Source organism: Polaribacter sp. OB-PA-B3, from assembly GCF_054589375.1.
The window spans coordinates 187664-206961 of record NZ_BAAIIX010000005.1; the positions used below are offsets into that span (position 1 = coordinate 187664).

Annotated in this window: 24 protein-coding genes; 14 read left to right on the forward strand and 10 right to left on the reverse strand. The window is 28.7% G+C overall.

Translation table 11 applies throughout. The features are described 5' to 3' along the window. Positions 1-51: 51 nt before the first annotated feature. Both ACYPV9_RS10870 and ACYPV9_RS10875 read left to right on the forward strand, forming a co-directional pair. Positions 52-834 (forward strand): sulfite exporter TauE/SafE family protein, encoded by a 783-nt coding sequence (locus ACYPV9_RS10870; RefSeq protein WP_459743647.1) that lies wholly within the window; start codon positions 52-54, stop codon positions 832-834. Between the two features lie 93 nt (positions 835-927). After that, entirely contained in the window at positions 928-1728 is an 801-nt protein-coding gene (locus ACYPV9_RS10875) for a TerC family protein (protein ID WP_459743649.1), read from the forward strand. A 52-nt stretch (positions 1729-1780) separates the two neighbouring features. Here ACYPV9_RS10875 and ACYPV9_RS10880 read toward each other — a convergent pair whose 3' ends face one another. From ACYPV9_RS10880 to ACYPV9_RS10905, 6 genes are all read right to left on the reverse strand, one after another. Next, positions 1781-2146, reverse strand: a complete 366-nt coding sequence (locus ACYPV9_RS10880) for a glyoxalase (RefSeq protein ID WP_459743652.1) — start codon at positions 2144-2146, stop codon at positions 1781-1783. After that, a complete protein-coding gene (locus ACYPV9_RS10885) occupies positions 2139-2621 on the reverse strand; it encodes a hypothetical protein (protein ID WP_459743654.1) in 483 nt (160 codons plus the stop codon). Before ACYPV9_RS10885 ends, ACYPV9_RS10880 begins: the two co-directional genes overlap by 8 nt. Before the next feature lie 99 nt (positions 2622-2720). Then, the gene (fabV, locus tag ACYPV9_RS10890) at positions 2721-3908 is read right to left on the reverse strand and encodes an enoyl-ACP reductase FabV (RefSeq protein WP_459743656.1); all 1188 of its coding nucleotides are present in this window, start codon (positions 3906-3908) and stop codon (positions 2721-2723) included. A gap of 119 nt (positions 3909-4027) precedes the next feature. Further along, complete coding sequence (locus tag ACYPV9_RS10895) at positions 4028-4978, reverse strand: phosphoribosylaminoimidazolesuccinocarboxamide synthase (protein WP_299061555.1); 951 nt, start codon at positions 4976-4978, stop codon at positions 4028-4030. A gap of 46 nt (positions 4979-5024) precedes the next feature. After that, entirely contained in the window at positions 5025-5645 is a 621-nt protein-coding gene (locus ACYPV9_RS10900; protein ID WP_299061558.1) for a hypothetical protein, read from the reverse strand. A 3-nt stretch (positions 5646-5648) separates the two neighbouring features. Further along, a complete protein-coding gene (locus ACYPV9_RS10905; RefSeq protein ID WP_299061562.1) occupies positions 5649-6602 on the reverse strand; it encodes a PhoH family protein in 954 nt (317 codons plus the stop codon). A 129-nt stretch (positions 6603-6731) separates the two neighbouring features. Here ACYPV9_RS10905 and ACYPV9_RS10910 point away from each other — a divergent pair, with 129 nt between their 5' ends. From ACYPV9_RS10910 to gldG, 5 genes are read left to right on the forward strand one after another with little or no spacing between them, the layout of a single operon-like run. Beyond that, positions 6732-7592 carry an SAM hydrolase/SAM-dependent halogenase family protein gene (locus ACYPV9_RS10910; protein WP_299061565.1) on the forward strand — a complete coding sequence of 287 codons (861 nt, stop codon included), beginning with the start codon at positions 6732-6734 and terminating at the stop codon, positions 7590-7592. 3 nt (positions 7593-7595) lie between these two features. Then, the gene (locus tag ACYPV9_RS10915) at positions 7596-7892 is read left to right on the forward strand and encodes a putative quinol monooxygenase (protein WP_299061568.1); all 297 of its coding nucleotides are present in this window, start codon (positions 7596-7598) and stop codon (positions 7890-7892) included. Next, positions 7893-8420 carry a GNAT family N-acetyltransferase gene (locus tag ACYPV9_RS10920; protein WP_459743661.1) on the forward strand — a complete coding sequence of 176 codons (528 nt, stop codon included), beginning with the start codon at positions 7893-7895 and terminating at the stop codon, positions 8418-8420. Positions 8421-8422: 2 nt separating this feature from the next. After that, entirely contained in the window at positions 8423-9139 is a 717-nt protein-coding gene (gene gldF / locus ACYPV9_RS10925; protein WP_459743663.1) for a gliding motility-associated ABC transporter permease subunit GldF, read from the forward strand. Further along, positions 9132-10772: a gliding motility-associated ABC transporter substrate-binding protein GldG gene (gene gldG / locus ACYPV9_RS10930; protein ID WP_459743665.1), complete on the forward strand. Its 1641-nt coding sequence runs from the start codon at positions 9132-9134 to the stop codon at positions 10770-10772. The genes gldF and gldG overlap by 8 nt, the downstream gene beginning before the upstream one ends. A 5-nt stretch (positions 10773-10777) precedes the next feature. Here the strand turns inward: gldG and ACYPV9_RS10935 are convergent, their stop codons facing one another. Both ACYPV9_RS10935 and ACYPV9_RS10940 read right to left on the reverse strand, forming a co-directional pair. Further along, entirely contained in the window at positions 10778-11539 is a 762-nt protein-coding gene (locus ACYPV9_RS10935; RefSeq protein ID WP_459743667.1) for a Rossmann-fold NAD(P)-binding domain-containing protein, read from the reverse strand. 20 nt (positions 11540-11559) lie between these two features. Continuing rightward, positions 11560-12225 (reverse strand): MIP/aquaporin family protein, encoded by a 666-nt coding sequence (locus ACYPV9_RS10940; RefSeq protein WP_459743670.1) that lies wholly within the window; start codon positions 12223-12225, stop codon positions 11560-11562. Positions 12226-12338: 113 nt separating this feature from the next. Here ACYPV9_RS10940 and ACYPV9_RS10945 point away from each other — a divergent pair, with 113 nt between their 5' ends. From ACYPV9_RS10945 to ACYPV9_RS10965, 5 genes are all read left to right on the forward strand, one after another. After that, on the forward strand, positions 12339-13187 hold the full coding sequence (locus ACYPV9_RS10945) for a DUF2911 domain-containing protein (protein ID WP_459743672.1): 849 nt from the start codon (positions 12339-12341) through the stop codon (positions 13185-13187). A 194-nt stretch (positions 13188-13381) separates the two neighbouring features. After that, complete coding sequence (locus ACYPV9_RS10950; protein WP_459743675.1) at positions 13382-13948, forward strand: RNA polymerase sigma factor; 567 nt, start codon at positions 13382-13384, stop codon at positions 13946-13948. Continuing rightward, complete coding sequence (locus ACYPV9_RS10955) at positions 13938-14459, forward strand: hypothetical protein (protein WP_459743677.1); 522 nt, start codon at positions 13938-13940, stop codon at positions 14457-14459. Before ACYPV9_RS10950 ends, ACYPV9_RS10955 begins: the two co-directional genes overlap by 11 nt. Continuing rightward, positions 14443-15522, forward strand: a complete 1080-nt coding sequence (locus ACYPV9_RS10960; RefSeq protein ID WP_459743679.1) for a hypothetical protein — start codon at positions 14443-14445, stop codon at positions 15520-15522. The genes ACYPV9_RS10955 and ACYPV9_RS10960 overlap by 17 nt, the downstream gene beginning before the upstream one ends. A 28-nt stretch (positions 15523-15550) precedes the next feature. Continuing rightward, on the forward strand, positions 15551-16285 hold the full coding sequence (locus ACYPV9_RS10965; protein ID WP_459743681.1) for a head GIN domain-containing protein: 735 nt from the start codon (positions 15551-15553) through the stop codon (positions 16283-16285). 69 nt (positions 16286-16354) lie between these two features. On the opposite strand, the gene ACYPV9_RS10970 is transcribed toward ACYPV9_RS10965, so the two are convergent. Beyond that, positions 16355-17530: a GlmU family protein gene (locus tag ACYPV9_RS10970; protein WP_459743683.1), complete on the reverse strand. Its 1176-nt coding sequence runs from the start codon at positions 17528-17530 to the stop codon at positions 16355-16357. Between the two features lie 147 nt (positions 17531-17677). On the opposite strand from ACYPV9_RS10970, the gene ACYPV9_RS10975 reads away from it, so the two are divergent. Together ACYPV9_RS10975 and ACYPV9_RS10980 are read left to right on the forward strand one after the other, a co-directional pair. Further along, positions 17678-18049, forward strand: coding sequence for a 6-phosphogluconate dehydrogenase (locus ACYPV9_RS10975; protein WP_299061606.1), 372 nt, complete (start codon positions 17678-17680; stop codon positions 18047-18049). Between the two features lie 7 nt (positions 18050-18056). Further along, complete coding sequence (locus ACYPV9_RS10980; protein WP_299061609.1) at positions 18057-18605, forward strand: acyl-CoA thioesterase; 549 nt, start codon at positions 18057-18059, stop codon at positions 18603-18605. Between the two features lie 39 nt (positions 18606-18644). Here ACYPV9_RS10980 and ACYPV9_RS10985 read toward each other — a convergent pair whose 3' ends face one another. Further along, the gene (locus ACYPV9_RS10985; RefSeq protein WP_459743686.1) at positions 18645-19241 is read right to left on the reverse strand and encodes an MCP four helix bundle domain-containing protein; all 597 of its coding nucleotides are present in this window, start codon (positions 19239-19241) and stop codon (positions 18645-18647) included. Positions 19242-19298 lie beyond the last annotated feature (57 nt).

Genomic DNA, 19298 nt, shown 5'->3' on the forward strand with positions numbered 1-19298 from the left:
TTACTTTTATAGATTGTAAGGTATATAAAAATAGAAAATTATATTTGCTTTATGGATATTCAAATCATTTTTGAATCAATTTTATTTAATTGGCATCTAATTTCGCTGTTTTTTATAGTTGCAGTTCTATATTCTTCTGTTGGTTTTGGTGGTGGTTCTAGTTATTTGGCAATTTTAGCACTTACAGGAATCGTTTTTACACAAATTAGGGCAACTGCTCTTTTATGTAATATTGTTGTGGTATCAGGTAATGTGTTTTTCTTTATTCAACAAAAAAAACTCAATTTAAAGAAAGTAATTCCGCTTGTTTTGCTCAGCATTCCCTTTGCTTTTTTAGGAGGAAAACTAAAAATAAGTCAGCATCTTTTTTTTATACTATTAGGCTTTACATTGCTTTTTGCAGCAATAACCATGTGGCTTTCAAAAAAAATAGTTTCTTCAAATGAAGATAAAAACAAGTCTAAAACTATTAAAAATATAAGTTTTGGCGGATTTATTGGTTTTATCTCTGGAATGGTTGGTATTGGAGGTGGTATTTTTTTAGCGCCACTTTTACACCTTACAAATTGGGATACACCTAAAAAAATAGCAGCTACAGCAAGTCTTTTTATTTTGGTAAACTCTATTGCTGGTTTGATTGGACAATATTCTAATCCTGATTTTAATATCGATTGGAATTTGACTTCAATTTTATTACTTACCGTTTTTATAGGTGGCCAAATAGGCAGTAGAATTAGTAACAACTTCTTAACTCCTATTCAATTAAAAAAGGCAACTGCAATATTAATTGCCTTTGTTAGTATTAGAATTTTGGTTAAATATTTATTTACCTAAAAGTAAATTGTTAAAAGTATATTGAATATTAATTGTGTATTTTCTACAATCCAAATATATTTGAACTTCATACTTATTAAACAATAAAAAACTATGATAGAAGTAATTTTTACATTAATTATGCTTGTACTTTTACAAGCGGTTCTTGGTTTTGACAACCTACTTTATATTTCTTTAGAATCTAAAAAAGCACCTGTAGCAGATCAAAAAAAAGTTAGAAAAACAGGAATCTTAATTGCCATTGTTTTAAGAATCGTTTTACTTTTTGTACTGGTTTCTATCATCGATTTTTTTCAAGAACCTTTTTCTTTTTTAACAGGTGAAATTAAAGATGTTGTTCATTTTGAATTTAACGGACACAGCATCATTGTTTTATTAGGTGGCGGTTTTATAATCTATACGGCTATAAAAGAAATTTGGCACATGATTGGTACTACCAATTTAGATGATGATATTGAAGGAGACTCTAAAAGAGCTAAATCTGCTAATGCAGTTATAACAAGTATTGTAATTATGAATCTTGTTTTTTCTTTCGACTCTATTTTAGCTGCTATCGGTTTAACTAGTGAAATCGAAAATTCTACAACTGCTTTTATTGTAATGGCAATTGCTATAGTTATTAGTGGTTTGTTAATGTTGTTTTTAGCTGATAGAATTTCTAGCTTTTTAGCAAAAAACAGAATGTACGAGGTATTGGGTTTATTTATTCTTTTTATTGTAGGAATAATGTTAGTTACAGAAGGCGGACATTTAGCACATATTAAACTTTTTGGCAACGAAATTGTACCAATGAGTAAAACTACTTTTTACTTTGTTTTAGCGGTATTAGTAATTGTTGATGTAGTGCAAGGAAAATATCAGAAAAAATTATTAGCTGCACAAAAGAAGCAATAATTTAAAATTTATATGTTAAAAAAGGTGTTTGTAAAATTACTAACACCTTTTTTTAAATTTCATCTAAGCTATCTTGAATTCTTTGCACAATTATCTGTAAAATTCTTCTATTTAATTCTGATGAATTTTCATCGAAAAACGCATATTCTTCCATCGAAAAATCTCCAATAATTAAACCTAGATTTAGGTTTTTAAAATTGATATCTTTTGTAAAAATAGCCTTTACTCTACTTCTTTTCTTTTGAGCTGTTAAAACAGAAAAATCAATTTTTCTTTTCTTTAAATAACTCTTAAAAAATGCAACTAACAAATTGTGTTGCATCTTAATAACTGGCCTTAAAGTTTTATTTTGAAAAACTTCTGCTTCAGACATATTATCTGTTATTAAATTTTCTAATACAGGTCTTGTTCTACTCATTTTCTAATAATTCGTTTAATTCTAATTGAAAATCGTATTGTAAATCTTCGTGCAGTTTTTCTATCGCTTTTTTTATCATTCTTACCTGTGTATCAAAAACACTTTGCAGACGTGTACTTCTGTTTATTGACGGTTTAAAAGCTTTTAATTTTTTACAAAAATACAGCAACAATTCTGCTTCTGTTTCTTTTTTCTTAGAATAACGTAAGTGTTTTTTTATTGATGTTAATATTTTTCTAACACTTTTTCTAATATAAAAAAAACTCTTAGTGTTAATCTCGCTAAACTGCATATCTACCTCTTCTTTTATAGTTGCTATAAATGATTCTTCATCATGAGATTCGAATAACAAATAGGCAAGCAATTCTTTATTTTCTTTTTTAAACCGAGCTAAATGCAGGCATAAATCTTTTAAATCTGAGGCAGATTTATGAGACAATTCATCTTTAAGTTGCTTAATAGTAACTGCTTTCATAAGTTTTAAAAAATTTAACCACAAGATAAAAAAACAATACCTCACAAAATTAAATTGCAAGGTATTATTTATCAAATTTAACCAATAAATTGGCTATTATTATTTAATACTTGGTATTTCTACCACTTCATTTACATCTGCGTCGTAATCTACTCCGTCTACTTTAAACCCGAATAAATTAAAAAACTCGTCGCTGTAACCTTTTAAATCTCCAATTTCAGCTAAATTTTCTGATGTTGCATCTTTCCAAAGTTCAGCAATTTTGGCTTGTACTTCTTCTTTCATTTCTAAATCATCAATTCTAATTCTACCTTTTTCATCTAAAGCTAAATCACCACCAAACAAACGTTCGCTATACAAACGCTGAATTTGTTCGATACAGCCTTCGTGAGTTCCGTTTTCTTTCATTATTTTAAATAATAAAGATATGTATAAAGGAATTACAGGTATTGCCGAACTTGCTTGTGTAACCAAAGCTTTATTAACAGAAACATAGGCATTACCATTTATTGCTTTTAAATCTTCTGCAATTGTAAAAGCCGTTGCTTCTAAATGATCTTTTGCAGCACCAATTGTTCCGTTTCTATAAACTGGTTTTGTAACTTCTGGGCCAATGTAAGAATAAGCAACTGTTGTAGCGCCTTCTGCCAATAAATTTTCTTTGCTTAGAGCATCCATCCACATTTTCCAATCTTCACCACCCATTACGGTTACTGTATTTTCTACATCTTCTCCTTCTGCAGGATTTATAGAAATTTCTGACACTATACCTGTATGAAAATCTACAGTTTTATTTGTAAAAACTTCTCCGATTGGTTTTAATACAGATTTAAATCTTTTACCTGTATTTGGGTGTTTTCTTACTGGTGATGCTAAACTGTAAATTACTAAATCTACTTGTCCTAAATCTTCTTTAATTAGATTTACAACTTCTTCTTTTATTTCATTAGAAAATGCATCGCCATTAATACTTTTTGCATACAAACCTGCTTTATGTGCATGTTTTTCAAATGCGGCAGTATTGTAATATCCTGGTGAACCTGGTCTTCCTTCTGTAGCTGGCTTGTCAAAGAAAACACCAATTGTTGCAGCATCAGAACCAAATGCACTTGTAATTCTAGATGCTAAACCAAAACCTGTAGAGGTACCAATTACCAATACTTTTTTTGCTCCGTCGATTTTTCCTTTTGATTTTATATACTCTATTTGATTGATTACGTTCTGCTCACAACCTGTTGGGTGAGATGTTAAACATATAAATCCTCTTGTTCTTGGTTCTATAATCATTTGTTGTTTGTTTGTTCTCTATGTTATAGTTGATTAAAATTTAAATCACTCGAATTGACATAATTACTGCCTAAACGAGTGAATTTGTTTACTTTTTATCGAACTAAATTCGAGATGATTTATTTTGAAGCTAAAAACTTCAGCACATTATTTTCAATTCTATTTAAAACATTATCAGTAGTTGCTTTTGTAAAAGCTTCTCCGGTAATTTGTTCATATAATTCTATGTATCTGTTAGAAATTTCAATGATTTTTTCATCGCTCATTTCTGGTATTGCTTGTCCTTCTTTTCCTTGAAAACCGTTTTCTATTAGCCATTGTCTTACAAATTCTTTAGACAATTGTTTTTGTGGCTCGTTATTATCTTGTCTTTCTTGGTAACCATCAGCATAAAAATAACGAGAAGAATCTGGTGTATGAATTTCATCAATTAAAACAATTTTACCATCTTTTGTTTTACCAAATTCATACTTTGTATCTACTAAAATTAAACCTCTTTTAGCTGCAATTTCAGTTCCTCTATTAAATAAAGCTCTTGTATAATTTTCTAAAACGATGTAATCTTCTTCAGAAACAATTCCTTTCGCTAAAATGTCTTCTCTAGAAATATCTTCGTCATGCTCGCCATTATCTGCTTTTGTAGAAGGCGTAATTAAAGGTTCTGGAAATTTATCATTTTCTTTTAATCCTTCTGGCATTTCTACACCACAAAGCAACCTTTTACCTAATTTATATTCTCTTGCTGCGTGCCCAGAAACATATCCTCTAATAACCATTTCTACTTTAAAAGGATCACATAAATGACCAATGGCTACATTTTCATCTGGATTTGCAAGTAACCAATTCGGAACAATATCTGCTGTATCATTCATCATTTTGGTTGCAATTTGATTTAAAATTTGCCCTTTAAACGGAATTTGTCTTGGTAAAATAACATCAAATGCAGATAATCTATCTGTGGCTATCATTACCAAAAGTTCATTATCTATATTATAAACTTCTCTTACTTTACCTTTGTAAACAGATTTCTGATTCGGAAACTTAAAATTAGTTTCGTTAATTGTATTCATTTTAGTTGTTGTGTTGTTAAGTCTGCAAAAATAGTAATTTAAAAAGTTATTTTTTCTTCTTTTTTAAACGTTTTATTTGCTTTAAATTATCGCTGATTGGTGTAGCAGTTATTTCTGTTTCTCCTGGAATAAAATAGAAAAAATATGCCGAATTTTGTCCTATTTTTCTGACATCTAATTTTAGATTATCTTTAAAAACTAGTGTGTAATTTGGAGTGATTTCTCTAGATTGATATTTTTGTTTCATTCCGATTCCCATACCAGTTCTCATAGATACAAAAAGTAAAAAAAACAAAAACATTAACCCTGGCAATAGGTTGTTTTTATCTTCAATTTTAGCATACCTCTTATCCCATTTTTCTACATTATATATTTTTTGATACCATTTTTTAACTCTTAAATACTTATACAATTTAGGCATCCATCTGGTTAGATATAAATACAATAGACCAAACATAAAAATTAGGAAAAGAGATAAAATCCAATTATTTGCAAGCAAACTTATAGGAGATATTAAAGCGTCTAAAATGGTGGTATAATTTAAATAAGTAACACCAAAAATTCCGTAGAAGATTGCATCACTTACAATTCCTAAAATTATTAAATACAGATAACCAATGTAAAAATAGTCTTGTAAACCTAGTTTATCTTTTTCTATTTTAATCATTCTCTATTCTGTTTCTATGCTTTTGTATGCAGAAATAATTTTCTTAACCAATCTGTGTCTTACAACATCTTTATCGTCTAAATAAACTTGTGCAATCCCTTCAATATCTTTTAAAGCTAGTAAAGATTCTTTTAAACCAGAAACTTGTTTTCTTGGTAAATCTATTTGGCCAGGATCGCCAGTAATTATAAACTTTGCGTTTTTACCCATTCTGGTTAAAAACATTTTCATTTGACTGTGTGTTGTATTTTGTGCTTCGTCTAAAATTACAAAAGCATTGTCTAAAGTTCTACCTCTCATAAATGCTAATGGTGCAATTTGAATGACTCCTTTTTCTAAATGAGACTCTAATCTTTCATGCGGAATCATATCTCTTAGCGCATCATACAAAGGTTGCATATAAGGATCTAATTTTTCTTTTAAATCTCCTGGTAAAAAACCTAGGTTCTCGCCAGATTCTACTGCAGGTCTTGTTAAGATAATTCTACGTACTTCTTTTTCTTTTAAAGCTTTTACAGCTAAAGCAACTGCTGTATATGTTTTACCTGTTCCTGCAGGACCAACTGCAAATAACATATCATTTTTAGCCATTAAAGTAACCATCTTACGTTGGTTTTCTGTTTGTGCTTTAATTAATCTGCCGCTAACACCATGTACTAAAACATCTTTTGCTTTTTTAGAAGCCGTTGTTTTTTCTTCGTTTCCGTTAGATGTTAAAATACGTTCGATACTATTTTCATCTAATTTATTATAACGATTGTAATATTTTATCAAACGATCTAATCGAATTTCAAACTCGTCTAAAAGTTCTGACTCGCCATAAATTTTCATTTTAGATCCTCTTGCTACAATTTTTATCTTCGGAAAATATCTTTTTAATTGTTCTATGGTACTATTATGTGCCCCAAAAAAGTCTTTTGGGTTTATTTCTTCTAGCTCTATAATGCGTTCGTTCAAATGTTTATTTTTTATAGATTGATATCAATTTTATTTCAACTAAAAATAGCGAATAAAATTTCTAAAATGATTAGATTTGCGATAAATAGTTAACAACTTTTACACAATTAATTAACAGCTAAAAAATTAATGTCTCTAATTACTTTAACCACAGATTTCGGAACGAAAGATCACTTTGTAGGTGCTGTAAAAGGGGCTATTTACTCTGAACTTCCAGATGCGAAAATTGTAGATATTACGCATGAAATCTCGCCATTTAATATTACGGAAACTGCATATATCTTAAAGAATTCTTATAAAAGTTTTCCTAAAGGAACTGTGCATGTTATTGGTGTAGATTCTGAATTAAGTGAAGAAAACAAGCATATTGCGTTAGAGTTGGATGGTCATTATTTTGTGTGTCCAGATAACGGAATTATTTCGATGATTGTTGCCGAATTTAAACCAACTAAAATTGTTGAAATTACAATTCATGACAGAATAGAAAGTAGTTTTCCTGTATTAGAAGTTTTTGTACAAGTTGCTTGCTTTATTGCTCGTGGTGGAAATTTAACTGTAATTGGAAGAGAAATATCAGAATTTAAAACAATAATAGAAATACAGCCAAAGGTAAATCAATCTCAAGATCAGATTATTGGAGGCATCGTTTATATAGATAACTACGGAAATGTGATTACAAACATCAGTAAAAAAATGTTTCAAGAAATTGGTAAAGGAAGAAATTTCGAAATCAATGCTAAAAAACACAAATTTACAAAAGTGTTTTCTAAATATAACGAAGTTGCATCTAACAGCGCATACAGTAATCAACAATACGAAGGCCATAAATTAGCTATTTTTAATTCTGCAAATTATATAGAAATTGCAATTTATAGAAGCAATTTAGATACTGTTGGTGGCGCTTGTTCTTTATTAGGTTTGGCATATCGAGATACTGTTACCATAAATTTTATTAACGAGCCAAAACAAGAATTTACCACTTTAAACTAAACTATGTTTGTAAGAATTGTAAAGATGAGTTTTCATCAGAAACACATACCTACTTTTTTATCAATTTTCGAAGAAAAAAAAGAATTTATTAGAGGTTCTAAAGGTTGCCAATTATTAGAATTATATCAAGATAAAAACAATCCAGATATATTTTTTACATACTCTTATTGGAACGAAGAACAAGATTTAGAAAACTACAGAAACTCAGCACTTTTTAAAGATGTTTGGGCAAAAACTAAAGTTTTCTTTAACGACAAACCTGCTGCTTGGAGTGTCGATAAAAAAGTTAGCTTACAATAAATGAATTTTAACTTCGCTGAATATCCGGTTTTAAAAACCGAAAGATTAATTTTAAGAAAAGCAACCGATTTAGATGTTGCTGTTGTTTTAGAATTAAGGTCTAGTGAAGAAATAAATAAGTTTGTAGCTACAAAAAGAATTCAGAATTTAGAAGAAGCTTCTGCATTTGTAGCTTCTTGTAATTCTTTATACAATCAGCATAAAAGAATCTTTTGGTTAATTGAGTTTCAAAATCAAATAATAGGAAGTATTGTTTTACATAACATTTCTAAAGTTAATAAATATGCAGAAATAGGTTATAAACTAAAGCCAAAATTTCATCAAAAAGGATTTATGTCTGAGGCCTTGCAAAAAGTAATTACCTTTGGATTTAAGAATTTAGCATTAACAACCATAGAAGCCTTTACACATAAAAATAATATTGCTTCTATTGCGTTGTTAGAAAAACATGGGTTTGTTTTTTTACCAGAAAGAAAATGTAGCACATTTAATTATAATAGAATTTTTAAATTAGAAAGTAAATTTTAGGAATGATTGCAATACTAAAAAAAGAATTCAATTCGTTTTTTTCGAGTCCGATAGCGTATTTGGTTATTGGCGTCTTTTTATTAATTAACGGTTTATTTCTATGGATTTTTAAAGACAATTTTAATATTTTAAATGCAGGTTTTGCAGATTTAAATCCGTTTTTTTATTTAGCTCCTTGGGTATTTTTATTTTTAATACCGGCAATAACCATGAAAAGTTTTGCTGATGAATATAGCAATGGTACTATAGAACTTTTAAAAACGAAACCAATTTCTAATTGGCAAATAGTTTTAGGTAAATTTTTTGCTGCTTTACTTTTGGTGATTATAGCAATTTTACCAACATTAACTTATGTATATACTGTTTATCAATTAGGTAGTTCTGTTGGTAATTTAGATATAGGTGCAACAATTGGTTCTTATATTGGTTTATTATTTTTAGCGGCAACGTATACCGCTATTGGTTTATTTACATCTACACTTTCAAAAAACCAAATAGTTGCATTTATATTAGGTGTTTTAATTACTTTTTTACTTTTTTATGGTTTCGACGCCATTTCAGTTTCTTTAGACAACAACTATGTTATTAAGAAATTAGGTATTAACGAGCACTTTAAAAGTATTTCTAGAGGCGTTATCGATACCAGAGATATTATTTACTTTTTAAGCATAACATTTTTCTTTTTATTCATTACAAAAACCCGTTTAGAAAATGAATAAATCTATAAAAAACATATCGATTATAATTGTTTTACTTGTAAGCATTAATTTGCTAAACCAATCTTTTTACAAAAGGCTAGATATTACAAAAGACAAGAGATATACTTTATCTGAAACTACTAAAAATATTATTTCTGAAGTTGATAAAAATCTATTTATAACAGTTTATTTAGAAGGTGATTTTCCATCAGAATTTAAACGATTACAAGTAGAAACTCAACAATATTTAGAAGAATTGTCTTCGCAAAATTCGAGAATAAAAATTAATTTCGAAAATCCAGACAACCAAAGAGAAGCTTTAATAAAAAAAGGTATGATGCCCAGTCAATTAACTGTTGAAGAAGAGGGTAAAATGTCTGAAGCGATTATTTTTCCTTGGGCAGAGGTTAGTTTGGGATCTAAATCTACCATTGTTTCTTTATTACCAAATGCTATTGTAGCATCACAAGAAGAACAATTGCAAAAAGCTATTGAAAATTTAGAATATAGTTTTACAAATGCCATACATACTATTCAATTAAAAGCGCAAAAAAAAGTAGCCATAATTACTGGTAACGGAGAATTGAAAGATATTTATCAATATAGCTTTTTAAGTGAAGTCGCAAAAAAATATAGATTAGCAAAATTTACCTTAGATTCTGTAGAAACTAATGCTAACAAAACTTTACAAGATTTATCTAATTTAGATTTAGCAATTATTGCGAAACCTACTGTAAAATTTACGGATAAAGAAAAATTTGTTTTAGATCAATTTATTACCAACGGAGGTAAAACTTTATGGATGATTGATAATGTGCAAGCAGATCAAGATAGTTTGGCCAATTCAGGTAAAATGTTAGCGTATCCTAGAGATTTAGGTCTAACAAATTTATTGTTCGCTTACGGAATTCGAATAAATACAAGCTTGATTAAAGATTTATATTCGGCAAAGATTCCGGTTGCAACAGGTCAGGTTGCAAATCAACCGCAGTTTAAAAATTTAGATTGGTTTTATCATCCGTTAGTTAACGGAAATCCGAATAATACAATTACAAAAAACGTTTCTCCGGTTAGATTACAGTTTGCAAACCAAATCGATACTCTTAAAAATAATATTAAAAAAACACCTTTATTAGTTAGTTCTTTATTAACACAAAAAGTAGGAACACCAAAAATTATTGAACTACAATCTATTGCTGATGAAGTTATTGAAACAGATTACAAAGGCGGTCATCAATTATTTGCCGTTTTATTAGAAGGTTCTTTCAATTCAGCCTACAAAAATAGAGTAAAACCATTTAAAACACCGCTTTTACAAGAGCAATCAAAACCAAATAAAATGATTGTGATTTCTGATGGAGATATTGGGAAAAATCAAATCTTAAAAGGACAACCATACGATTTGGCTAGAGATAAATGGACGAATCAACAATTTGGAAACAAAGATTTCTTATTAAATGCTGTAGATTATTTATTAGATGATGCTGGTTTGTTAGCTTTAAGAAACAAGACATTAAAAATTAAGATGTTAGACAAACAAAAAGCTTATAAAGAAAGAACTTTTTGGCAGTTTTTAAACCTAATATTGCCTTTAATTTTATTAATTTCCTTTGGTATTACTTTTAATTATCTAAGAAAAAGAAAATATAGTTAATCAATTTATATGGATAATAAATCGTCATGAATAAAAGTGTAATCTAAAACTTTTTGCAATTTTTCTGATGAAATAATTTTCCATTCATAAACATCATTATTTTCAAATTCTGGCGTTTCAAAATCTCTACTTAATTTAGCAATTGTATAGAATTCTCTTCTTGTAGGGTGATGATTAGAACACGCATTTAAAGTAGTATTCCAACAATTTTGTGCTACAATTTCATGTATAATTTCTATACAATCTTCTCTATGAATCATGTTTACAAAGCCTTTTGGTTGCGGAATTTTATTTCCGTTTTTAAACCAATTTGCAGGATGTCTTTCGCCTCCGTACAAACCAGCAAAACGAATTATTGTTGTTTCGAAAAAAGTGTTTTTTCTAAATAAATCTTCAATTTCAGTTAATGGTGTATTTAAAACATCATCCTCTTCCGTAACAACTTTATTAATTCTACCATATACAGATGTCGAACTAATAAAAATAACTTTTTGAACACTAGAATTTTGAATTTGAGATATCAAATTTTCGAAACCATCAATATCTTTTGAGGTAATTCCAATGATTAAAATATCTGTATTTAAAAAAGTATCAAACTCTTCAAATTCAGAAATATTAACAATATAAGATTCTATATCTAAGGCCTCTAAATCTGTAATTTTTTCTTCTGATGTAGTAGATCCTTTTACAAAATAACCTTCCTCTAAAAAAGAAACTGCTAAAGGCTTACCTAACCAACCACAACCTAGTATACTAACATTTTTCATTCAAAAAAATTATAAATTATCTAACAAGAAATTTCATCACAACAATTATCGTCTTTAATTAACTTGCAGGATAGTACAGCTAAAATTGCGCCTAAAATTGGTGCTATTATATATAACCAAAGTACTTTTATGTTACCAGTAACAATATTTGGTGCTAGAGACCTGGCCGGATTCATAGATGCATTTGTAATTGGACCTGCAAACATAGCTTCTAATAAAACAACAGCACCAACTGCAATACCTGCAATAATTCCCATTTCTTTGCTACCTGTAGAAACATTAATTATTACAAGCATTAAAAAGAAAGTTAATAATAATTCTAAAACAAATGCTCTTCCAACATCTACTGTTGGTATGGTAGCTCCTAAGGTCTCACTTGCAGGAAAAAGATATAATAATATTAAACTTGCTACAAAAGCCCCTAAAACTTGCGCAATAATATACTTTGGTACTTCTAACCAAGAAAACTTTTTTGCATATGCAAAAGCAATTGTAACTGCCGGATTAAAATGTGCTCCAGAGGTTTCTCCGAATGCATAAATCATCGCCATTACAATTAAACCCCAAGTTATTGCAATACCAACATGGGTTACATCACCTCCTGTAACTTCATTAATCGTCATTGCTCCCGTTCCGCAAAAAATCATAGAAAAAGTTCCTATAAATTCTGAGTAGTATTTTTTCATTTTTTAGAATATAAGCAACAAAGATACATTGCTTTCTTTTAAGATATTGTTAACATTTACCTTTAATAGATGTCGTAATTTTGATTTTAACTAAAAATTAAATTTTACATAAAATGAAAAAAATTATATTAAGCTTATTTGTTTTGGCTACAACAATTGCTACAAACGCGCAAATTGAGACACCTGCACCAAGTCCGTTTCAAAAAATTGAACAAAAAGTTGGTTTAACAGATGTTACTGTTGAGTATTCTAGACCAAGTGTTAAAGGTAGAAAGATTTTTGGAGGTTTAGAAGACTTTGGTAAAGTTTGGAGAACGGGTGCAAATGAAAATACAAAAGTTACGTTTTCTACAGATATTACTGTAAATGGTAAACCCGTAAAAAAAGGTACCTACGCTTTGTACACAATTCCTGGTCAAAAAAATTGGGATATCATTTTATATTCTGATGCAACAAATTGGGGAAATCCTGCAAAATGGGATGAAACTAAAGTAGCTGCTAAAGTAACAGTTGCCGCACAAAACATACCTATGGTAATTGAAACATTTACAATTAGTTTTGATGATTTGACAAATGATTCTGCTGTAATCGGTATTATGTGGGAAAACACGTATGTTGGTTTAAAGTTTAAAACTCCAACTGATGTAATGGTTTCTAAAAATATAGAAAAATTGATGAGCGGACCATCTGCAAACGACATGTATGCAGCTGCATCTTATTATTTAGAAGCAGGTAAAGACATTAATAAAGCAAAAACTTGGATTGATAAAGCGGTTGCAATGTCTGCAAATGCTCCTAAATTTTGGTATTTACGCAAACAATCTTTAATTCATGCAAAAGCAGGAAACAAGAAAAGTGCAATTGCTGCTGCAAAACAATCTTTAAAATATGCAGAAATAGCAAAAAATGCAGGTTATATAAAAATGAATAAGGCTTCTTTAAAAGAATGGGGAGCAATGTAATACTGCTTTACATACTTTATAAAAAATCTCGAACGTTTGTTTCGAGATTTTTTTTGGCATATTTATCAATATTAAGTATCTAAAAATCAGCAATTAAATTAAAAATATTACATTCTTTTAAAAAAGTTTACTTTTATTTTTTTAAAAGTGTCACATTTTAAAAAGCATTTTGTCTATAGAATAGAACCATTTTATTGGAAACTAATCAACCACATATAACCAAACTATTAGAGCGCTGCCAAAAGCAAGACAAAAATGCGCAGCTAGAATTATACAAATGCTATTATAAAGCTATGTATAATGTAGCTTATCGCATTTTGAAAAACGAATTTGAAGCAGAAGATTTGATACAAGAAGCTTTTTTAACAGCTTTCACAAAAATGAAAATGTATAAAGGAGAAGTTACTTTTGGTGCTTGGTTAAAACGAATAGTAATTAATAAAAGTTTAACACAGTTAAAGAAAAACAACAGATATCAAGAAGTAAAGATGACAGTTGTTACTGATGATGAAGTTGAAGAAGAAACAATAGATTACAGAGGATTTAAAGCTAACACTGTACTTAATTGTTTGCAAAGTTTAAAAGAGAATTACAGAGTTGTTTTAAATTTACATTTAGTAGAGGGTTACGATTATGAAGAAATTTCGCAAATATTAGATTACACCAATGAAAATGTAAGAACTACTGTTTCTAGAGCAAAGAAAAAATTAAAGCAAGTTTTACTTGCAGAAAATTTACAAACACAAGCATATGGAAGATAAATTACATCAATTTTTTTCTGAAAATAATTTTGATTTTGAAGAACCGAACACTGGTCATTTAGAACGATTTGAAAGAAAATTAAACTATCCAAAACAAAAGAAAAATTCTTGGAAATGGTTAAGTGTTGCCGCTTCTGTTGTTTTAGTATTAGGTTTTTGGTTGGGTAGCAATCATCAAAAAAGGCAATTAGACTTAGCTGATGTTTCTCCTAAGATGGAAGAAGTGCAAAACTATTTTGTATCTACAATTAATCAAGAAATTAAAACTTTAGAAAGTAATCGAAATTTAGAAACAGAAACCATTATAGAACATGCTTTAGAAGAGCTAGAAGAATTAGAAGATAGTTATAAAGTCTTTATTGTAGACCTTAACAAAAACGGTAAACAAAGAAGTGTAATTAACGCAATGATTAAAAATTATCAAAGACGCTTAGACATTTTAGAAGAGACTTTAAACCAAATAGATAAATTAAAAAATTTAAACAATATTCAGGATGAAATTTATATTTAAAATAGCACTTTTTTTAACTTTTATCCCTTTTGTGGCTTTTGCAAATACTGATGATAAGAAACACGAAAGAACAAAAACGATATCTAAAAGTTATGCTGTTAATGAGAATGCAAAAGTTATTATTAATAACAAATATGGCGATCTTAATATAACAACATGGAATAAAAACTCAGTAGAAATCGAAGTAAAAATTACTGTAAAAGGTGATGACTTAGATGAAGTAGAATCTAAATTAAATTCTATAAAAATAGATTTTAATACTACAAAATCTATGGTAGAAGCAGAAACAATTTTTGGCGAGAAGAAAAGTAACTGGTCTTGGTGGGGAAAAAGTAAAAACACCAATTATAAGGTAAATTATATCATTAAAATGCCAAAAACAAATGCTGTAGATTTAGACAACGATTACGGTAGTATTTATTTAGGAAACTTAATTGGCAACGCAGTTATTAACTGCGATTATGGTAAAATTTCTGTTGGGGAATTATCAGCAGAAAATAACGATATAAATTTAGATTACTGCTCATCTTCTACAATTGCTTATATGAAAAGCGGAGAAATAGATGCAGATTATTCGAAGCTTGCCATAGATAATTCAGAAAATTTAAAAATAAATGCAGACTATTCTACAATTAAATTAGATAAAGCTAAAACTGTTGATTTCAATTTAGATTATGGTTCTATAACAATTAATGATGCAGAAAATATAGACGGAAATTCTGATTATGTAGCTTTACGTTTTGGCACGGTAAGAAAACAACTTTCTGTAAATACAGATTATGGTTCTTTAACAATTAAAAATCTTAAAAAAGGGTTTGAAAAAATAGATATTACGGGTCAGTATACAGGAATTAAAATAACGGTTGAACCAAATATTTCTTTTATGTTTACTATAGATTTACAATATAGTGGTTTTAAAAGAGATGACGACAAAATAGAACTTTACAAAAGCATTTCTAAATCAACAAAAAAATATTACGAAGGTAAATACGGATTAGGAAATTCAAACGCAAAAATAAACATCAATTCTCAATACGGAAGCGTTAGAATTGAAGAGAAATAAAATAAAATCAACCCAAAAAACGAAAATCATGTCAAAAAAAATAGCTCTAGCTTTTTTATTCTTATCACTAACTTTTTCTGTAAATGCACAAAATTGGTGGGGAAAAAGTGAAAAAATTAAAGGAAACGGAAATGTTGTAACTGTTAAAAGAAGCACAAATAACTATAGAGGTATTGCTGCTGGTGGTTCTTTTGATGTTATTTTAATAAAAGGTACAGAAGGAAACCTTACAATAGAAGGTGAGGAAAATATAATACCATACATAGAAACAGAAATTAATAACGGAATTTTAAAAATTAAATATAAAAAAAACACCAATATTAGAACAACAAAAAGGTTAACGGTTACGGTACCTTTTAATGATATTGAAAGTGTTGCTTTAGGCGGTTCTGGTAATGTAATTAGTAAAGAAGTTATAAAATCTAATAATTTTAATGTAAGTCTTGGTGGTTCTGGTAATATCAACTTAAAAATAAACTCAGATGCTGTAAACACAAATATTGGTGGTTCTGGTAATATTGATTTAAAAGGAAATACCAACGAACTGCAATGCTCAATAGCAGGTTCTGGTAGTATAAGAGCTTATGATTTAACTACAGATGAAATCTCTGCAACAATTGCTGGTTCTGGTAGTATTAAGATTACAGTAAAAAATAAAATCAAAGCAAAACTAGTTGGCTCTGGTAGCATATATTACAAGGGAAATCCAAAACACGTAGACAGTAAATCTGTTGGTTCTGGTAGCATCGTAGATAGAAATTAATAGAATTTTTAGTATAAAAATAAGCCAAAATGAAAATTCATTTTGGCTTTTTTTAATCTATTTTTATACTTAATAATTTCTATATTGTTTGGTTTCTTCAAAAATATGATCTAATATTTTCTGGTCTTTCTCATCAAAAACTAAACTTCTTCTTTTCATTACAGCAGTTACTACCTCATACACTTTTTTCATTTGAAAGGTTGTAAAACCAGCTGCACCACCCCAACTAAAAGATGGTACAAAATTTCTAGGAAAACCGCTGCCAAATAAATTTGCACTTACACCAACAACAGTACCTGTGTTAAACATTGTATTAATTCCGCATTTAGAATGATCTCCCATCATTAATCCGCAAAATTGTAAACCTGTTTTCGCAAAACGACCAGACTCATAACTCCAAAGTTTTACTTCTGCATAATTATTTTTAAGGTTAGAATTGTTTGTGTCTGCACCTAAATTACACCATTCGCCTAAAACAGAATTCCCTAAATATCCATCGTGCCCTTTACTCGAATAGCCAAATATAACAGAGTTACTTACCTCTCCTCCTATCTTAGAAAAAGGACCAATTGTAGTGTCTTTGTATATTTTTGCACCCATTTTTACAACTGCATTATTACACATTGCAAAAGGACCTCTAATGTTAGAACTTTCCATAATCAAAGCATCTTTACCAATATAAATTGGTCCTTCGGATGCGTTTAATGTAGCAAAAATAACTTTTGCTCCTTCTTCTATAAAAATATTATCTTTATTTAAAACTTGAACTCCTTCTGGAATTGGTGCTGAAGTTTTTCCTTCTGTAATCAGTTTAAAATCTTGCTTAATAGCTTCTCCATTAAGCGTAAAAATATCCCAAGTATTTTTAACATGAATTACATCTTCATTAAAATCTATTTGCATGTATTGCTCAAAATCTACTTCTTCTTGCGAATCTGTGGTATAGAACGCAATTACATTATCTCCTTTAAAAATTGCTTCGTTCTCAGAAAGATTTTTAATTTTTTCTACTAAAGATTCAGTTGGACAAAAAGAAGCATTTATTAAAATGTTTTTTTCCATTTCTACCATCGGAAATTTTTCTTCTAAATATTCCTCTGTTATAGTTGTTGTAGTTAAACCTAAGTGTTTTTCCCATTTTTCTCGAATGGTTAAAATTCCTATTCTAATATCTGCAACAGGTCTTGTATATGTAAAAGGTAATAATGATTGTCTTGCATCACTATCAAATAAAATGTAGTTCATTTTGCTTTTTTTTGAAGTACACAAATTTACTGTAAATAGATTACAAAAAAAACTGATTCTTATAAATCACTACTATATAAAGCTTGTTTATCGTAAAATCCTTTAAAAATTAATAATTACTAAAATTTAGATTTGTATTTTTGATTTATGAAAAAAATTTTAGGCGTTTTAATATCTAGTGCAATAATACTAACTGTGTTGTATTATGTATTTATTTACTTTGTAACTTATAGTACAGGTGTAAGATCTGGCGAATTGATAAAAATTAGTAGAAAAGGAGTTCTAGTAAAAACTTGGGAAGGAGAAATTAGTCAAGGAATTTCTGGAGCACAAATTTTTGCTTTTTCTGTTGAAGATAAAAACAAAAAAGTTATTGAAGATTTACAGAAGCATCAAGGTAAATATGTAAAACTATCTTATAAAGAACGTTACACATCTTTCTTTTGGTTAGGCGATACCAAATACTTTATTACAGAAGTAACAAGAGAAGATTCACCACATTTTAGAGGAAAAAATTAACGGCATTATGAAAAAATTTAAAAGTATAGAAGAATCTCAATTAACAATAACAGAGTTAATGCTGCCTTCGCACTCTAATTTTAGTGGAAAAATTCATGGTGGTCATATTCTAAACTTAATGGATCAAATAGCATTTGCATGCGCATCTAAACACTCTAGTAATTATTGTGTAACTGCATCTGTAAATAAAGTAGATTTTTTAAATCCTATAGAAGTTGGTGAACTACTTACGCTTAAAGCATCTGTAAATTATACTGGTAGAACCTCTATGGTTGTTGGTTTACGTGTAGAATCTGAAAACATTAGAACCGGTGAAAAAAAGCATTGTAACTCTTCTTACTTTACTATGGTAGCAAAAGATGAAAATGGAAAAAGTACACCAGTACCCGGAATTATTTTAACATGTAAAGACGAAATTAGACGTTATGCAAGGTCTATTATTCGTCAAAAAGAAGGTAGAAATAGAACTTCTAGATTTAGTAGTAATTCTTTTAAAACGGAAGATTATTTAGAATTGTTAGCACAAAGTAACTCTAAAATCGAATTGAAAGATTAGGTATTTATATTTTTTATAAATGTTGATTATAATATAAGATCACTCTTCTTTCGGCTTATAAATTACAATTATTTGAATAACGATTGCTAAAAAGATTAGAATATAAATTTCTAATTGAGTAAACAACTCTACAGTATCAATTGCCTTTTTACTAATAGACATTTGCCTACCTCCTTCGTTTAATTGAATTTTAGATAATTGGTATAAATTCTCTTTAACTTTTATTATAGCCTTTTCTAAACCTTTATTATTATCAAATTTATTTTTTAATAGCAATAATTCTAAATCGTTTACATTTTTAAGATTTTGTTTTAAATTATTAAAAACTTTAACTTCTTTAGCAGTTAGCTTTGTTTCTTCGTACTTTAAAATATTATTTTGTAAATCTTTGTTTATTTTTTTGTTTTCGGTTAAGAAAAAAACGGAGTCCGATTTTATGCTTGCCAATTCTTTTTCTTGAATAGCTTTAGACATTTCAAAAATCAAATCATTCACAACAAGTCTGTCTTCATAAATTGTAACCACAGAATCTTTAACACGTAAAAAATTATTTCTATCGATTAAATTTGTTGCAACAATTAGCACAAAAACCATTAGAATACCTAAAACCCATTTTACTTTATTATAGAATGCCATAATTTGTTCTTTTTTAGAAACTTATAAATCTAATATAAAAAATGACTCTAAAATATC